General features: G+C 68.0%; 13 protein-coding genes. 7 read left to right on the forward strand and 6 right to left on the reverse strand.

Features of this window, described 5'->3' with window-relative positions:
* Positions 1–48 precede the first annotated feature (48 nt).
* Entirely contained in the window at positions 49–429 is a 381-nt protein-coding gene (locus AC1DER_RS11200) for a hypothetical protein (protein WP_441815312.1), read from the reverse strand.
* A 169-nt stretch (positions 430–598) separates the two neighbouring features.
* Here AC1DER_RS11200 and AC1DER_RS11205 point away from each other — a divergent pair, with 169 nt between their 5' ends.
* The 3 genes from AC1DER_RS11205 to hemC all read left to right on the forward strand — a co-directional run bounded on the left by AC1DER_RS11205 (position 599) and on the right by hemC (position 3,099).
* Positions 599–1,297, forward strand: a complete 699-nt coding sequence (locus tag AC1DER_RS11205; protein WP_477247969.1) for an alpha/beta hydrolase — start codon at positions 599–601, stop codon at positions 1,295–1,297.
* Positions 1,298–1,397: 100 nt separating this feature from the next.
* Positions 1,398–2,135, forward strand: coding sequence for a LytR/AlgR family response regulator transcription factor (locus AC1DER_RS11210; protein WP_477247967.1), 738 nt, complete (start codon positions 1,398–1,400; stop codon positions 2,133–2,135).
* A gap of 49 nt (positions 2,136–2,184) precedes the next feature.
* Complete coding sequence (hemC, locus tag AC1DER_RS11215) at positions 2,185–3,099, forward strand: hydroxymethylbilane synthase (RefSeq protein WP_477247965.1); 915 nt, start codon at positions 2,185–2,187, stop codon at positions 3,097–3,099.
* A 54-nt stretch (positions 3,100–3,153) separates the two neighbouring features.
* Here hemC and AC1DER_RS11220 read toward each other — a convergent pair whose 3' ends face one another.
* The 5 genes from AC1DER_RS11220 to AC1DER_RS11240 form a co-directional block, all read right to left on the reverse strand.
* Entirely contained in the window at positions 3,154–3,816 is a 663-nt protein-coding gene (locus AC1DER_RS11220; RefSeq protein WP_477247963.1) for a DUF481 domain-containing protein, read from the reverse strand.
* Between the two features lie 88 nt (positions 3,817–3,904).
* Complete coding sequence (locus AC1DER_RS11225; protein WP_477247961.1) at positions 3,905–4,885, reverse strand: dimethyl sulfoxide reductase anchor subunit family protein; 981 nt, start codon at positions 4,883–4,885, stop codon at positions 3,905–3,907.
* Between the two features lie 47 nt (positions 4,886–4,932).
* The gene (locus AC1DER_RS11230) at positions 4,933–5,724 is read right to left on the reverse strand and encodes a 4Fe-4S dicluster domain-containing protein (protein WP_441815306.1); all 792 of its coding nucleotides are present in this window, start codon (positions 5,722–5,724) and stop codon (positions 4,933–4,935) included.
* The gene (locus AC1DER_RS11235) at positions 5,721–5,939 is read right to left on the reverse strand and encodes a hypothetical protein (RefSeq protein WP_441815305.1); all 219 of its coding nucleotides are present in this window, start codon (positions 5,937–5,939) and stop codon (positions 5,721–5,723) included. The genes AC1DER_RS11230 and AC1DER_RS11235 overlap by 4 nt, the downstream gene beginning before the upstream one ends.
* Positions 5,936–8,797 (reverse strand): molybdopterin oxidoreductase family protein, encoded by a 2,862-nt coding sequence (locus tag AC1DER_RS11240; protein WP_477357968.1) that lies wholly within the window; start codon positions 8,795–8,797, stop codon positions 5,936–5,938. Before AC1DER_RS11240 ends, AC1DER_RS11235 begins: the two co-directional genes overlap by 4 nt.
* Before the next feature lie 266 nt (positions 8,798–9,063).
* Between AC1DER_RS11240 and AC1DER_RS11245 the strand changes: the two genes are divergently transcribed.
* The 4 genes from AC1DER_RS11245 to AC1DER_RS11260 all read left to right on the forward strand — a co-directional run bounded on the left by AC1DER_RS11245 (position 9,064) and on the right by AC1DER_RS11260 (position 14,753).
* Positions 9,064–10,032, forward strand: a complete 969-nt coding sequence (locus AC1DER_RS11245; RefSeq protein WP_441815303.1) for a helix-turn-helix transcriptional regulator — start codon at positions 9,064–9,066, stop codon at positions 10,030–10,032.
* Between the two features lie 100 nt (positions 10,033–10,132).
* Positions 10,133–10,456 (forward strand): hypothetical protein, encoded by a 324-nt coding sequence (locus tag AC1DER_RS11250; protein WP_477247957.1) that lies wholly within the window; start codon positions 10,133–10,135, stop codon positions 10,454–10,456.
* A gap of 36 nt (positions 10,457–10,492) precedes the next feature.
* A complete protein-coding gene (locus AC1DER_RS11255) occupies positions 10,493–12,568 on the forward strand; it encodes a prolyl oligopeptidase family serine peptidase (protein ID WP_477247955.1) in 2,076 nt (691 codons plus the stop codon).
* 37 nt (positions 12,569–12,605) lie between these two features.
* Positions 12,606–14,753, forward strand: coding sequence for a S9 family peptidase (locus AC1DER_RS11260; protein ID WP_477247953.1), 2,148 nt, complete (start codon positions 12,606–12,608; stop codon positions 14,751–14,753).
* Positions 14,754–14,817 lie beyond the last annotated feature (64 nt).

The following is a 14,817-nucleotide window of genomic DNA, read 5'->3' on the forward strand; positions in this document are numbered from 1 at the left end:
ACTCCGATTGGAAGGGTGGCGGAAAACCGGCGCAGGGGCCGGGACCGGTCACGCCTGGATCGGAGGACGGAACGGAGCTGTCAGGCGCGCCGGCGCGAAAGCGACCGACAGCGTGGCGACCGGCGAGGCGGCCACGGCGACGGCTAGCTCGATCTGCATGCGCGGCAGCACAGCCGCCTGCTGGCCACAGCAGTGGCTCAGGTGCCAATGATCGTCGTCGTGCCCGTCCTTGCCATCCGGTGCGGGCGCGCCGTCATGGCCGTGGACACTCGCCTCGTGGTCGTGCGCCTGCGCGCCCGCCGCCACGTGCGCGGTGAGTTCATGCACTTCCTCGGCGAACGCCAGCGCCGGCTTCAGCGTGAAGCCGGCCAGCAGCAGGCCAAGCAACAGCAGGCGCAGGGCAGCGGCGATGGCGGAGGACGCAGGCATGACGGCAAGGGTAAGCGTTGGACGCGGCGATACACAATTTCGCTGATGGCATCGCCGGCAAGGCACTATTGCCCCAGGGGGCGGCCGATTTGGCGCAGCAAGCCCGGGAAACGACCTCGCCATCGCGGCGGCGATGGCAGGGCAGCGCCGCAGCGGCGACAATGCCGGCATGGATGCCATCGCCCCCCTGCTCGAAACAGTCGAGCACGAAACCGCCCCTTCGCCGACCTGGACCGTGCTGTGGCTGCACGGCCTGGGCGCCGACGGCAATGACTTCGCCCCGATCGTGCCCGAGCTGGTGCGTCGCGACTGGCCGGCGCTGCGCTTCGTGTTCCCGCATGCGCCGGTGCGTCCGGTCACGATCAACAACGGCATGCGCATGCGCGCCTGGTACGACATCATCAGCTTCGACTTCGACGCGCTGGCTGCCGGCAAGCGTGCCGACGAGGCCGGCGTGGCCGAGTCGGTGGCGCAGGTCGAAGCCCTGATCGCGCGCGAAGGTGCGCGCGGCATGCCGCCCGAGCGGATCGTCCTGATCGGCTTTTCCCAGGGCGGCGCGATTGCGCTGGCGTCGGCTTTGGGCCGGGAAGTGCCCCTGGCCGGCGTGGCCGGGTTGTCGACCTACCTGCCGCTGGGGCAGCAGCAGGCAGCGGCGAAACTCAGGCCTGCGGCCTTGTCGCAACCTGTGTTCATGGCCCATGGCCAGTTCGATCCGGTGGTGCCGGCGGTGATCGGCCAGCTGGGTGCGGCCACCATGAAAGACCTCGGTTTCGCCCTGGAGTGGCACGACTACCCGATGGCCCACCAGGTCTGCGCCGAGGAAATCCAGGCCCTGGGCGACTGGCTGGGTCACCGTTTTGCGGGCTGAGTCGCATCCTCATTGATCGAAAGGCCCCGGCCGATTGGTAGCGGGCGCTGGCGGGGGCTACCATCGGTGCGGATGCAATGCCGACCGGATGGACGCGCCAATGAGGGTAGTGATCGCCGATGACGAGCCGCTGGCGCGCGAGCGCCTGCGGGGACTGCTGGCCGAACAGGTCGGCGTCGAAGTCGTCGCCGAAGCGGCCGATGGCCAGCACGCACTGCATGCCTGCGCCGAACACCATCCCGATCTGGTGCTGCTCGACATCGCCATGCCCGGCATCGACGGGCTCGAGGCGGCACGACACCTGGCCGCATTCGAACCGCGGCCGGCGGTGGTGTTCTGCACTGCCTACGACGCGCACGCGCTGTCGGCCTTCGAGGCCGAGGCGATCGATTACCTGGTCAAGCCGGTGCGCGCCGAGCGCCTGGCCGCGGCGCTGGAGCGCGTGCGCACGTTCGCTGCCGGGCGTGAACGCACCACCGCCACCGCGACGGCTGGAACCAGCCTGCGCCGCAGCCACCTGTGCGCGCGCCTGCGCGGCAGCCTGCGCCTGATCCCGATCGAGGACGTGCACTACCTGCAGGCCGAAGAGAAGTACGTGGTCGTGCATCACGCCCGCGGCGAGGACCTGATCGAGGAGTCGCTGAAATCGCTCGAGGACGAGTTCGGCGAGCGCTTCGTCCGCATCCACCGCAATTGCCTGGTCGCCCGCCACGAGATCGTCGAACTGCGTCGCGCCGCCGACGGCCACGTGCAGGCGGTGCTGCGCCATGGCAAGCAGCCGCTGGAAGTCAGCCGGCGCTGCGTGGCCGGGCTGAAGGATGCGCTGAAACACCTCTAGGCCGCCGCCCCGCGTGCTCCTGCCTGAGTGTTCCGGCGATAATGCCGGCATGACCACGCTCCGCATCGCCACCCGCAAGAGTCCGCTCGCCCTGTGGCAGAGCGAGCATGTCGCCCAGCGCCTGCGCGAGGCCCACCCCGGCCTCGCCGTCACCCTGGTGCCGATGAGCACGCGCGGCGACGAGGTGCTGGACCGCTCGCTGGCGGCGATTGGCGGCAAGGGCCTGTTCCTCAAGGAACTTGAGCTGGCGATGCTGCGCGGCGAAGCCGACTGCGCGGTGCACTCGCTCAAGGACGTGCCGATGGAGCTCGAACCGGGATTCGCGCTGCCGGCGATCCTGGCGCGCGCCGACTACGCCGATGCCTTCGTCAGCAACCACCATGCCGACATCGCCGCGCTGCCGCAGGGTGCGCGCGTGGGAACGTCCTCGCTGCGGCGCCAGGCGCAGTTGCGCGCGCTGCGGCCCGACCTGCAACTGCTCGACCTGCGCGGCAACGTCAACACCCGCCTGTCCAAGCTCGACGGCGGCGAGTACGACGCGATCGTGCTGGCCTGCGCCGGCCTGGATCGACTCGGGTTCCACGCCCGCATCCGCTCGCGCCTGCAGGCGCCGCAGTGGTTGCCGGCGCCGGCGCAGGGCGCGGTTGCGATCGAGTGCCGCGACGACGATGTCGCCACCCGTGAGCTGTGCGCCCGCCTCGACGACAGCGACACGCGCGTGTGCGCCGAGGCCGAGCGTGCGATGAACCGAGCCCTGCACGGCAGCTGCCACGTACCGGTCGCGGCCTACGCGCAACTCGACGGCGAACACCTGCACCTTGCCGGCCTGGTCGGTTCGGTGGCCGATGGCCGCGTCGTGCGCGCACAGGCGCAAGGCCGCGGCGATGCGCCCGAATGCCTCGGACTGGAAGTCGCGCAGATGCTGCTGGAACAGGGCGCCGCCGAGTTCATCGCGGCCACCTGAGCAAACCCCCGTTCGTCCTGAGCGTAGCGCCCAGGCGCGAAGTCGAAGGGCGCCTCAGAACCGGCGCCGCAGCTCCAGCTTGCTCTCGGCCGTTTCGCTGCCGCCACCGTTCTGCGTGTCATGGCGGATCGCGAAGTCGCTTTGCAGCGTCCAGTTCGGCCACAGCGTCACGTCCAGGCTCAGCGATTGCTTGACGAAGGCCTCGCCACGGCCGCTCTCGAACTGCACGCGCTGTGTCCAGGTCGCGCGCTCGCCGATCTTCTGGCCGAAGTTGAGCTCGCCGCGCAGCACCGGCCCGGCCTGGTTGATGCCGTCGTCATACAGCGGCGCCAGGCGGTAACCGGCGCCAAGGGTCAGGCCGAGCTGGGTCGGGCCATCGCGCATCGCCTGCACGCCGTAGCGCGTGCCGATGCGGAAATCGTTGGAGTAGTTGCCGCGGCTTTCGCGCGGTGTCGCCGGCGCGCTGAGCTGCGCATAGCGCTGGCTGCCGGGCAGTCGCACCGAGCGGGCGCGGGCGTTGGCCGGAGGCGGGGTGGGCGCGGAAGCCGACGTCGCCAGCTTCCATTCCTCGTCGCCGCAGCGCGTGGAAAAGCAGTACAGCCGCATCTGCGCCGGATCGCTCGCAATGGCGATCAGCGTCGGGTCGCCATTCAACGCTGGCGAGGGCAGGGTGAGGAGGGAGCCGCCCAGCAGGGCGAGCCCGAGCACACCAGGCATGACAGGGGCAGGCGGTGGTGAAGGGCCCGAATAATGCAGTGAAAGCGGTTACAGGTCCACCCGCACGGCCGCTTTGTGCGAATTGCGTTCAGTAATAGAGCGTGACCAGGTGCTTTGCCTGGGCAAAAAACAGCCAGCGCTCGACGAAGGCGCCCAGCAAGGCCGAAAGGGCTGCCAGCGGCAACGCAACCGGCGCCGATGCCGGCAATGCCCACACAAGCAGGGCCGCCATCACCGGCACCAGCCCGAACAGGACCAGCGCGATGGCGCGCAACTTGCGCGCATGCTTGCGCGCCACGACGAAGCCCATTTCGCGCGTCAGGTAGTTCTGCTCGCTGTGGGGGCGCTCGAACACGCTGACCTCGCGCCCCGGCAATCCGACCGCATCGCCGCGCGTCGCCGGCAATGGATCGCGGTCGATATCGCGCCAGTAGCGCAGCTTGATCGCCGCCAGCACCAGGCTGACCAGCCCGAGCGCCAACGCCAAGCCCGCCGCAGGCCAACCCAGCAGGGCGATAGCTGCAGCGACGATCGCAAGGCCGCCCTGCAACGCGAAGCCCAGGTACGCCGGCAGCACCAGTCCATGCCGCCAGGCGGGAATCGGCACGAGCGAGGCGTAGATCATCGCCGTGCAGGCAACGGTCAACACGGCCAGCGCCGCGGCCGCCCAGGCAAGCGCGGGCCCAGCCGAGGCAAATGCATCGCGGCCGGCGGGGTTGCCGAGCATCACTGCCAGCGTCAATCCCAGCAACGCCAGCGCCGGCACGTATGTCGCCAGCGAAAGCACGCCCTCGCGCGACAGCCAGGACGTGCGCCACTGCGAGAACGCGCGCCATGCCCGCATGGGTTTGCCAAGGTGGAACGTCGAACTGAGCAGGCCGATGGTGACCATCGCCAGTGCCAGAACCAGCAGCACGGCCAGCAGCATCAAGAAGCTGCCCGCAGGTTCGCCAGCATCGACGCGGGTACCCAGCGGTGCGTCCGTCAGCAACGCGCCGATCAGCGCGAGCACGCCGTAGCCTGCGCCGGACAGCGTGGTGAAGAAGATGACGGAAAAGGCGGGATGCATCGTTCAGTTCTCTTTCGGCCCATTCATTTCCAGCGCGCCGCACGCCGTCATCGCGACAGCACGCGGTCGACCCAGCGCAGCAGCGGCGACAACGCGGCGGTGTCAACCGATTCGGTAGCTTCGACAGGTTCGGCCGGCGCCGGCACCGCCGGCTGCGTCTCGCCGGCGCGGCGCGGCCGCGGCGGCAGGTACTTGTTGACCGGCTGGTAGCCCAGCTGCGGCAACAGATCCAGGCCGCCACGTTCGGCCACCAGCTTCGACACGTTCGAATCCGGATCGCCAAGGTCGCCGAAGTGGCGTGCGCGGGTCGGGCAGGCCTGCACGCAGGCGGGCTGGCGCTCGGCCTCGGCCAGGTTCTCGTTATAGATGCGGTCGATGCACAGCGTGCATTTCTTCATCACGCCTTCGACCGGGCTGTACTCGCGCGCGCCGTAGGGGCAGGCCCAGGAGCACAGCTTGCAGCCGATGCACTTGTCCTCGTCGACCAGGACGATGCCATCTTCGGCGCGCTTGAAACTGGCGCCGGTCGGGCAGACGGTGACGCAGGCCGGTTGCTCGCAATGCAGGCACGAGCGCGGGAAGTGCAGGGTCATCGCCGGCAGCGGCGCCGCACTGCCGCACGAACCTGGCGCCGTTTCCGCCACTTCGTAGCTATGCACGCGGTTGAACCAGATGCCGCTCGGATCCTTGCCGTAGGGCTGTTCATCGGTCAGCGGTGCAGAGAAGCCGCCGGTGTTCCATTCCTTGCAGCTCACCGCGCAGGCATGGCAGCCGACGCAGGTGTCGAGGTCGATCACCAGCCCCATCTTCTTCTTCGATGGCGGCGGCAACCCGGTCATCGCGGGCCATCCTTCAACAGCAGCCACACGCCGAGTACAAACAGCGCCAGCGAGAAGCTGGTGCTGGGCAGAAGGCCAATGAGGGTGGGCACCATCGAGGTCGATCCGGTCGGAGTGACGTACGGCAGTTCGAACACGCCAAAGCCCAACAGCACCACCAGCACGAAGCTGAGCAGGATGCAGCTCCAGCCGGCAACCAGACGCAATGCTTTCATCGGGACGGATTCCTGCGGAATTGCGCGCCGTAGCGCAGCGGTTTGTCGTCGGCCTGGCCAAGATCGAGCGGCGGGAACTGCGGCGCGCTGGCCGAAGTGTCCGCCACTGCCGCCGGAGCGATGCGCACGCGCAGATCGAACCAGGCGGCCTGTCCGGTCACCGGGTCGGCGTTGGCGTAGTCGCCGCGCGGCGTGATGTCGGAAATGAGGTGATTGAGCAGGAAGCCCTGGCGGCCCTCCGGCGCATCCTTGCCCAGGCGCCAGGCACCGCGGCGCTTGCCGATCGCGTTCCAGGTCCAGACCGTATCGGGCTGCACGTTGGCGGCGAACTTGGCCTGCACCGTGATCGTGCCGTTGTGCGAGGTCACGTCGATCCAGTCCTCGTCGGCGATGCCATGCCGCGCGCCGGTGTCCGGATGCATGTACATCCAGTTGCGCGTGGCGATCTGGCGCAGCCAGGCATTCTGCGAACCCCACGCGTGATACATGAACATCGGTCGTTGCGTGACGGCGCTGAGCGGAAACGCGTTGGCTTCGGCAGCGGCCACCTGCGCCCCTTCAAACGGCTCATACCAGATCGGCAGCGGATCGAAATACGTGGCCACCCGCTCGCGGTGTTCGTCAGGCGGCTGCGCACTGCCATGCCCTTGAGCTGCCAGGCGGAACTTCTGCAGCGTCTCCGAGTACAGCTGCAGGACGATGGGCTCCGCGTGACCGAGAAAGCCCATCCGCTGCGCCCAGTCGAGGTAGCCGCGGTTGGCCATCTTGAAGTAGCGCGCATCCTCGGGGATCTCGCTGCGCCAGAAACCGCCGTTGTCGATGTAGCGCTGCAACTGCTCCGGATTGGGCTGGCCCTTGGCTTCCAGTTCGCCGTCAGCGCCGCGCCAGCCGGCAAGCAGGCCCACGCCCGGCGCGCGCTCGTGGCGGGTGATGTAGTCGGCGTAGTCGTGATACCGGGCCGAGCCGTCCTCGTTGATCAGGCCAGGCAGGCCGAGCCGCGCGCCCAGATCGATCAGCACCGACTGGAACCCGCGCACGTCACGGCCCGGGCTCTGCTCGGCGGCGTCGAGAACCGGATGGCGGATCGCATCGGCGGCGCCGTCGGCATCGGAAATCGGCCGGTCGAGCAGGCTGATCGCGTCGAAGCGTTCCAGGTACGTGGTGTCGGGCAGGACCAGGTCGGCATAGGCGACCATTTCCGAGGCATAGGCATCGGCGTAGATGATGCGCGGGATGCGGTACTCGCCCGAGTCGTCCTTGTCGGTGAGCCACTGCATGGTCTGGGCGGTGTTCATCGCCGAATTCCAGCTCATGTTGGCCATGAACATCATCAGCGTGTCGATCCTGTACGGATCGCCGGCCCAGGCGTTGCGGATGACGGTGTGCATCATCCCGTGCGCGGACAGCGGGTAGGCCCACGAGAACGCGTGATCGATGCGGCGCGGCTGGCCGTTGCTGTCGACCACCAGATCCTCGGGCGAATGCACGAAACCCAGCGGCGCGGCGTCGAGCACGCCGTTGTCCTGGCGGCGCTTGCCGGGCCGGTTCGGCGGCGGAATCGGCTTCGGGAACGGCGGCTGGTAGCGGAACGAACCGGGTGTATCCACTGCGCCGAGCAGCAATTGCAGCAGGTGCAGGGCGCGGCAGGTGTGGAAGCCGTTGCTGTGCGCGCTGATGCCTCGCATCGCGTGCATCGCCACCGGGCGGCCGCGCATGGTGGCGTGCTTGCGGCCCCAGGCATCGGTCCAGGCGATCGGCAGTTCGATGGCGTGGTCGAACGCCGCCTGCGCCAGTTCGCGGGCGATGCGGCGAATGGTTTCCGCAGGGATGCCGCAGCGCTCGCTGACCGCATCGGGCGAGTACTGCAGGTCGAGGTAGCGTTCGGCGACCAGGTGGAAGACGGGGACGACGCGGCGGCCGTCGGCCAGGGTGTACTCGCCAACCACCGCCGGCGAAATGCCGATGTCGTTGGCGTTAGCCTGCGCGCCCTGGCGATTCCAGCACAGCGCGTTGTCCTCGCCATCGCGCGCGAACAGGCCATCGTCGGCGCCGCCGGGATTGCGCAGCACCAGCCAGTGCGCATTGGTGTAGCGCACCAGGTATTCCAGGTCGATGCGATCGGCCTTCAGCAACTCATGCGCGAGCGCGAACGCGAACAGCCCATCGGTACCGGGACGGATGCCGATCCATTCGTCGGCGATCGCGCCGTAGCCCGAGCGCACCGGATTGACCGCGACGATCTTGGCGCCGCGCCCCTTCAACTGGCCAAGGCCGAGCTTGATCGGGTTGGAGTCGTGGTCTTCGGCCACGCCCCACATCATCAGGTAGCGGGTGTGCTCCCAGTCCGGCTCGCCGAACTCCCAGAAGCTGCCACCCAGCGAATACAGTCCGCCAGCGGCCATGTTGACCGAGCAGAAGCCGCCGTGGGCGGCGTAGTTGACCGTGCCGAACTGCTGCGCCCACCAGCCGGTCAGCGCCTGCGACTGGTCGCGGCCGGTGAAGAACGCCAGTTCGTCGGGATTGCGCGCGCGGATCGGCGCCAGCCACGAGGTGGCGATCTCCAGCGCCTCGTCCCATTCGATCTCGCGGAACTCGCCACTGCCGCGCTCGCCCACGCGCAGCAAGGGTTTGTCCAGCCGCGCCGGCGAGTAGTGCTGCATGATCCCGGCCGAACCCTTGGCGCACAGCACGCCGCGGTTGACCGGATGCTCGGGATTGCCCTGGATGTAGCGGATCTGGCCGTCGCGCAGCCACACCTTGATGCCGCAGCGGCACGCGCACATGTAGCACGTCGTGGTCTTGACCTCGTCGGCGGTCGCGGGTGACAGATCGATGGCTGGCTCTACGGGCGCGCGCATCCGGGCATTGTGCCTGCGACGGCGCGGGCAAGCGAACGCAACGACGCCGCTCACGCCGTTGCTGCGCTGCCGCACCCGTCGCCCGGCAGCCGTATGGTCGCAGGGCAGTTAAGCGACGGTTACCGGAAAATGGCGCCCGCACGCCGTCGAAGGCCCGCCAGGCAGCCGCTACCTGCCTTGACGGCGGACCCGGTTGCGATGCGTCGAGGTGGCGGCAAGTGCGCCGGCAGTGCGATCCTTGGCCCTGATTCCCTGATGCCACGCCAATGGAACGCATCGAACGCATCCACTCCCTGCATCGCATTCTCAGCGCCTCACGCTACCCGGTCACGGTGCAGCGTCTGCAGGAAGACCTGGAGTGTTCGCGTGCCACGGTCTACCGCGACCTGGCCTACCTGCGCGACTACCTGATGGCGCCGGTGGTCGGCAACGGCGAGGCCGGCTTCCGCTACGACCACAGCGAAGGCGAGCGCTTCGAGCTGCCCGGCCTGTGGCTCAGTTCGGAGGAACTGCATTCGCTGCTCGCCGCGCAGCAGCTGCTCGTGCGCAGCGGTGGTGGCGTGCTGTCGAATGCGCTGGCGCCGCTCCAGCACCGCATCGAGAAACTGCTCGACGAACACGCCGGCGGCCGCCGGGTGCCGGTCGAGCGCGTGCGCGTGATCCCGCACCGCACGCGCAGGCTCGACGAAACCTCGTTCCGGATCGTCGCCACGGCGGTGCTCGACCGCAAGCAACTGAGTTTCGAATACCGTGCCCGTTCCACCGACGAGCAGACCCGGCGCCTGGTCTCGCCGCAGCGCCTGACCCACTACCGCGAGAACTGGTACCTGGATGCCTGGGACCACAACCGCGAAGCGCTGCGCAGCTTTGCCGTGGACCGCATCAGCGCGGCAAAGCTGGGTGAGCAGGCGGCCCAGGACGTGGCGGACGAACAGCTCGACAGCCACCTGGCGTCCAGCTACGGCATTTTCTCGGGCACGCCCAAGGGCTGGGCGACGATCCTCTTCAGCCCCAAGGCCGCGCGCTGGGTCGCCGATGAGCATTGGCACTCGCAGCAGCAGGGCCGCTTCCTGCCCGACGGCCGCTACGAGCTGAAGGTGCCCTACAGCGCCGGCCGCGAACTGCTGATGGACGTGATGCATTACGGCAGCGACGCCGAGATCGTAGAACCACCGGTGCTGCGCGAACAGGCACGCGCCCTGCTGCAGCTGGCGCTGTCGAACTACGACCGCTGAGGGTCCGTCACTCCCGCCTTCGCGGGAATGACCGTGGACCGTCGCAGCCCGTGAGACCCCCCGCCAGCACGCTCGCTCCATCCACCCAGGAGCCAGCGCGATGAACCTGCCCAAAGACCTGCCCCGCCAGGACGCCGAGACAGCCGAACCCGGCCTCGAAGACCTGCTGCGCCATGCCGTCGCCATCGGCGCCGCCATCGTCGTGCTGCTGCCTGCCGCGCGTGGTTTCAGCGATACCCTTGGCTGGTTGCCGCTGTGGCTGCTGGCGATGCCGCTGAGCGCCTGGTGGGCGCTGCAACGCCTGCGCCGCTCGGCGCACGGAGAGGCCGCCGGGTCGCAGTCGCGAGTGCGCCGTCGCAGCGGCGAGCAAGCCCGGCGCCGGCGTTCGGCCAGCCCGCGCAGGAAGCATTCGCAGGCGGCCTGATCGGGCGTGCCCGCTGTGCTAGCGTTTGGCCCTTGATTGGCGGCCGTTGGCGCCGCCCCCAAGGAATCCCCCAACGTGTCCGAAGACCCCTACGCCTGGCTCGAGGATGTCCAGGGCGAGCGAGCGCTGACCTGGGTCAGGCAGCACAACGCCCAGGCCGAAGCCGAGCTGACGACCACGCCGCATTTCAGGCAGCTCGAAGCCGCCATCCGCGCCATCCTCGATTCGGACGCCAGGATCCCGGGCGTGGAGAAGATCGGCGAGTACTACTACAACTTCTGGAAGGACCAGCAGCACGAGCGCGGCCTGTGGCGCCGCACCACGCTGGAGGAGTACCGCAAGGACAAGCCGGCGTGGGAAACCATCATCGACCTCGATGCGCTCAACAAGGCAGAGGGTGAGAACTGGGTCTGGCACGGCGCCGATTGCCTCAAGCCCCAGCGCCAGGGGGAAACGCCCGAGCGCTGCCTGATCGCGCTCTCGCGCGGCGGCGCCGACGCCAATGTCACCCGCGAGTTCGACCTGGCGACGAAGACGTGGGTCGAAGGCGGCTTCTTCCGCCCCGAGGCCAAGGGAGGCCTGCAGTGGATCGATCGCGACACCGTGTATGTGTTCAGCGATTTCGGCGCGGGCTCGATGACCAGCTCCGGCTACCCGCGCATCGTCAAGGAATGGAAGCGCGGCACGCCGCTGGAGCAGGCGCGCCTGGTCCACGAAGGCCAGGTGAGCGACCTCTACATCGCCGCCACGCACGACCACACCCCGGGTTTCGCCCGCGACTTCGTCAGCCGCACGCTGGCCTTCTACAACGACGAACTCTTTCTGCGCGATGCCGACGGCAAGCTGCGCATGGTGGAGGCGCCGAATTCGGCCAGCAAGTCGGTCCATCGCGACTGGCTGCTGCTGGAACTGCGCGACCCTTACAGCACGGGCGGCCAGACCTACGCCGCGGGCAGCCTGATCGCCACGCGTTTCGACGATTTCATGGCCGGCAAGCGCGATTTCACCGTGCTGTTCGCGCCGGGGGAAAGCACCTCGCTGGCCGGCTTCAACTGGACCCGACATCACCTGGTGCTCAACGTCCTCGACGACGTCAAGAACCGCCTCAGCGTGCTCACCCCCGGCGACGATGGCGCCTGGAAGCACGGCGAGTTCTTCGGGGCGCCGGCCTTCGGCACGCTCGCCGTTTCCGCGGTCGATGAAGACGAGAGCGATGCCGTGTGGCTGACCGCCACCGACTACCTGACCCCGACCACGCTGTCGCTGGCGCAGGTGGGCGAGCGTCCGCAGGTGCTCAAGACCATGCCGGTGTTCTTCGACGGCTCCGGCGACCTGATCGAACAGCACTTCGTCACGTCGAAGGACGGCACCCGGGTGCCGTACTTCCTGGTGCGGCCGAAGGATCTGGAGCTCGACAGCAAGGCGCCGACCCTGCTGTACGGCTATGGCGGCTTCGAGATCTCGTTGACCCCGGCCTATTCGGGCAGCGTCGGCAAGGGCTGGCTGGAGAAGCGCGGCGTGTATGCCGTCGCCAACATCCGCGGCGGCGGCGAGTACGGGCCGCGCTGGCACCAGGCCGCGCTCAAGGCCAAGCGCCACAAGGCCTACGAGGACTTCGCCGCGGTCGCGCAGGACCTGGTCGCGCGCAGGATCACCTCGAAGCAGCACCTGGGCATTCAGGGCGGCAGCAACGGCGGCCTGCTCACCGGCAACATGCTGACTCAATGCCCGGACCTGTTCGGCGCCGTCGTGGTGCAGGTGCCGCTGCTCGACATGAAGCGCTACAGCCACCTGCTGGCCGGTGCGTCGTGGATGGCCGAATACGGTGATCCCGACAGCGCCGACTGGGATTACATCCGCAGCTTCTCGCCGTATCACCTGTTCGATGCCGGGCGCGAGTACCCGCCGGTGATCTTCATGACCTCCACCCGCGACGACCGCGTCCATCCGGGCCATGCCCGCAAGATGGCGGCGAAGATGCTCGACGCGGGCAAGGACGTGCGTTACTACGAGAACATAGAAGGCGGCCACGGCGGTTCGGCCAACAATGCCCAGGCCGCGCACATGAGCGCGCTGGCGTTCACCTTTCTGTGGAATGAGTTGAGCAAGTGACGCCCCCCGTTGTCCCGAGCGTAAACGGACCCAATCTATGAACCCGACCTCCCTCCTGCTTTCGGCCGTCCTGACCATGACCCTCGCCACCCCCACCATCGCCGCGACCGCCGCCACACCGCCAGACGCCATCAGGAAGCCGCACGTGGTCAAGGCGCCGTTCGGCGCGCAGCGCGACGACGAGTACTACTGGTTGCGCGACGACAAGCGCAAGAATCCGGAGATGCTGGCGTACCTCAATGCCGAGAACGCCTACGCCGACACCCTGATGGCGCCGCTCAAGCCGCTGGAGAACAAGCTGTACGAGGAAATCGTCAGCCGCATCAAGCAGGACGACAGCTCGGTTCCGTACCACGAGCGCGGTTTCTACTACTACAGCCGCTTCGAAACCGGCCAGGACTATCCGATCCATGCCCGCCGCAGCGGCAGCATGGACGCGCCCGAGCAGGTGCTGCTCGACGTCAACGCGATGGCCAAGGACAAGGACTACTTCAGCGTCGGCGACTGGGAAGTCAGCCAGGACAACCAGATCCTGGCCTGGGCCGATGACGCCGTCGGCCGCCGCCAGTACACGGTCCGCTTCAAGAACCTCGCCACCGGCGAGGCCTATGCCGACGAGATCCCCGGCGTGTCGCCCAACATCGTCTGGGCCGACGACAACCGCACCCTGTTCTACGTCGAGAACGATCCGGAAACCCTGCTCACCGTGCGCGTGAAGAAGCACGTGCTCGGCACGCCGGCATCGAAGGACGTGCTGGTGTACGAGGAGAAGGACGACAGCTTCTACATGGGCATCGACCGCTCGCGAGACGACAAGTACATCTGCATCGGCGTCGAGAGCACGGTGTCGAGCGAGATGCGCTGCGCACCGGCCGCCAAGCCCGACAAGTTCGTCGTGCTGGCGCCGCGCGAACGCGACGTCGAGTACCAGGCCGACCATCTCGATGGCCGCTGGGTGATCCGTACCAATGCCCCGGGTGCGGATGGCAAGCCCGCCGCCAACTTCAAGCTGGTCACCGCGCCCAGCGATGCGACCTCGCGCAAGCAGTGGAAGGACTGGGTGCCGCATCGCGACGATGTCTTCGTCGAGGGCTTCGAGCTGTTCGACGGCTTCACCGCCGTGGCCGAGCGCTCCGACGGCCTCGAGCGCCTGCGCCTGCTCAAGAAGGACGGCAAGGAAGAGTTCGTGAAAGCCGACGAGCCGGCCTACGCGATGGGCCTGTCGGTCAACTCCGAGCACGACACGCCGTGGCTGCGCTACAGCTACACCTCGCTGACCACCCCGGGCACCACGTACGAGGTGAACGTCGAAACCGGCGAGCGCAAGCTGCTCAAGCGCGATCCGGTGCTCGGCTACGACCCGGAGAAATACGTCACCGAGCGCGTCTGGGCGACCGCTCGCGACGGTGTCAAGGTGCCGGTGTCGCTGGTCTACAGGAAGGGCTTCGAGAAGAACGGCAAGGCGGCGATGCTGCAGTACGCCTATGGCAGCTACGGCAGCTCGACCGACCCGCGCTTCAACGGCCCGGTGGTGAGCCTGCTCGACCGCGGCATGGTCTATGCGATCGCGCACATCCGCGGCGGCCAGGAAATGGGCCGCAAGTGGTACGACGACGGCAAGCTGTTCCACAAGAAGAACACCTTCACCGACTTCATCGACGTCACCGACGACCTGGTCAAGCAGGGCTATGCAGCCAAGGACCGCGTCGCCGCCTACGGCGGCAGCGCCGGCGGCCTGCTGATGGGCGCGATCGGCAACATGGCCCCGGACCGCTACCGCGTGATCCTGTCGCAGGTGCCATTCGTCGACGTGGTCACCACCATGCTCGACCCGACCATCCCGCTGACCACCAACGAATACGACGAGTGGGGCAACCCGGAAAAGAAGGAGTACTACGACTACATGCTGTCGTACTCGCCGTACGACAACCTCACGGCCCAGGCCTATCCGGCGATGTTCGTCGGCACCGGCCTGTGGGACTCGCAGGTGCAGTACTGGGAGCCGGCGAAGTACATCGCGCGCCTGCGCGACCTCGACGCCGGCAAGCAGCCGATCGTGTTCCGCACCAACATGGACGCCGGCCACGGTGGCAAGTCGGGCCGCTTCCGCCGCTACCGCGAGCTGTCGGAGATGTACGCGTTCATGCTCGACCAGCTCGGCCTGGCGGGCACCACCCAGCAATAACCGTCACCGTCATCCCCGCGCAGGCGGGGATCCATGGACGTTGCTCTTCCGGGCGCCCATCGCG

The organism is Lysobacter sp. 05T417 (genome assembly GCF_056396405.1).

Coding starts and splice junctions, on each gene's coding strand:
- AC1DER_RS11200 (WP_441815312.1), bottom strand. CDS start 429: ATGCCTGCGTCCTCCGCCATCGCCGCTGCCCTGCGCCTGCTGTTGCTT.
- AC1DER_RS11205 (WP_477247969.1), top strand. CDS start 599: ATGGATGCCATCGCCCCCCTGCTCGAAACAGTCGAGCACGAAACCGCC.
- AC1DER_RS11210 (WP_477247967.1), top strand. CDS start 1,398: ATGAGGGTAGTGATCGCCGATGACGAGCCGCTGGCGCGCGAGCGCCTG.
- hemC (WP_477247965.1), top strand. CDS start 2,185: ATGACCACGCTCCGCATCGCCACCCGCAAGAGTCCGCTCGCCCTGTGG.
- AC1DER_RS11220 (WP_477247963.1), bottom strand. CDS start 3,816: ATGCCTGGTGTGCTCGGGCTCGCCCTGCTGGGCGGCTCCCTCCTCACC.
- AC1DER_RS11225 (WP_477247961.1), bottom strand. CDS start 4,885: ATGCATCCCGCCTTTTCCGTCATCTTCTTCACCACGCTGTCCGGCGCA.
- AC1DER_RS11230 (WP_441815306.1), bottom strand. CDS start 5,724: ATGACCGGGTTGCCGCCGCCATCGAAGAAGAAGATGGGGCTGGTGATC.
- AC1DER_RS11235 (WP_441815305.1), bottom strand. CDS start 5,939: ATGAAAGCATTGCGTCTGGTTGCCGGCTGGAGCTGCATCCTGCTCAGC.
- AC1DER_RS11240 (WP_477357968.1), bottom strand. CDS start 8,797: ATGCGCGCGCCCGTAGAGCCAGCCATCGATCTGTCACCCGCGACCGCC.
- AC1DER_RS11245 (WP_441815303.1), top strand. CDS start 9,064: ATGGAACGCATCGAACGCATCCACTCCCTGCATCGCATTCTCAGCGCC.
- AC1DER_RS11250 (WP_477247957.1), top strand. CDS start 10,133: ATGAACCTGCCCAAAGACCTGCCCCGCCAGGACGCCGAGACAGCCGAA.
- AC1DER_RS11260 (WP_477247953.1), top strand. CDS start 12,606: ATGAACCCGACCTCCCTCCTGCTTTCGGCCGTCCTGACCATGACCCTC.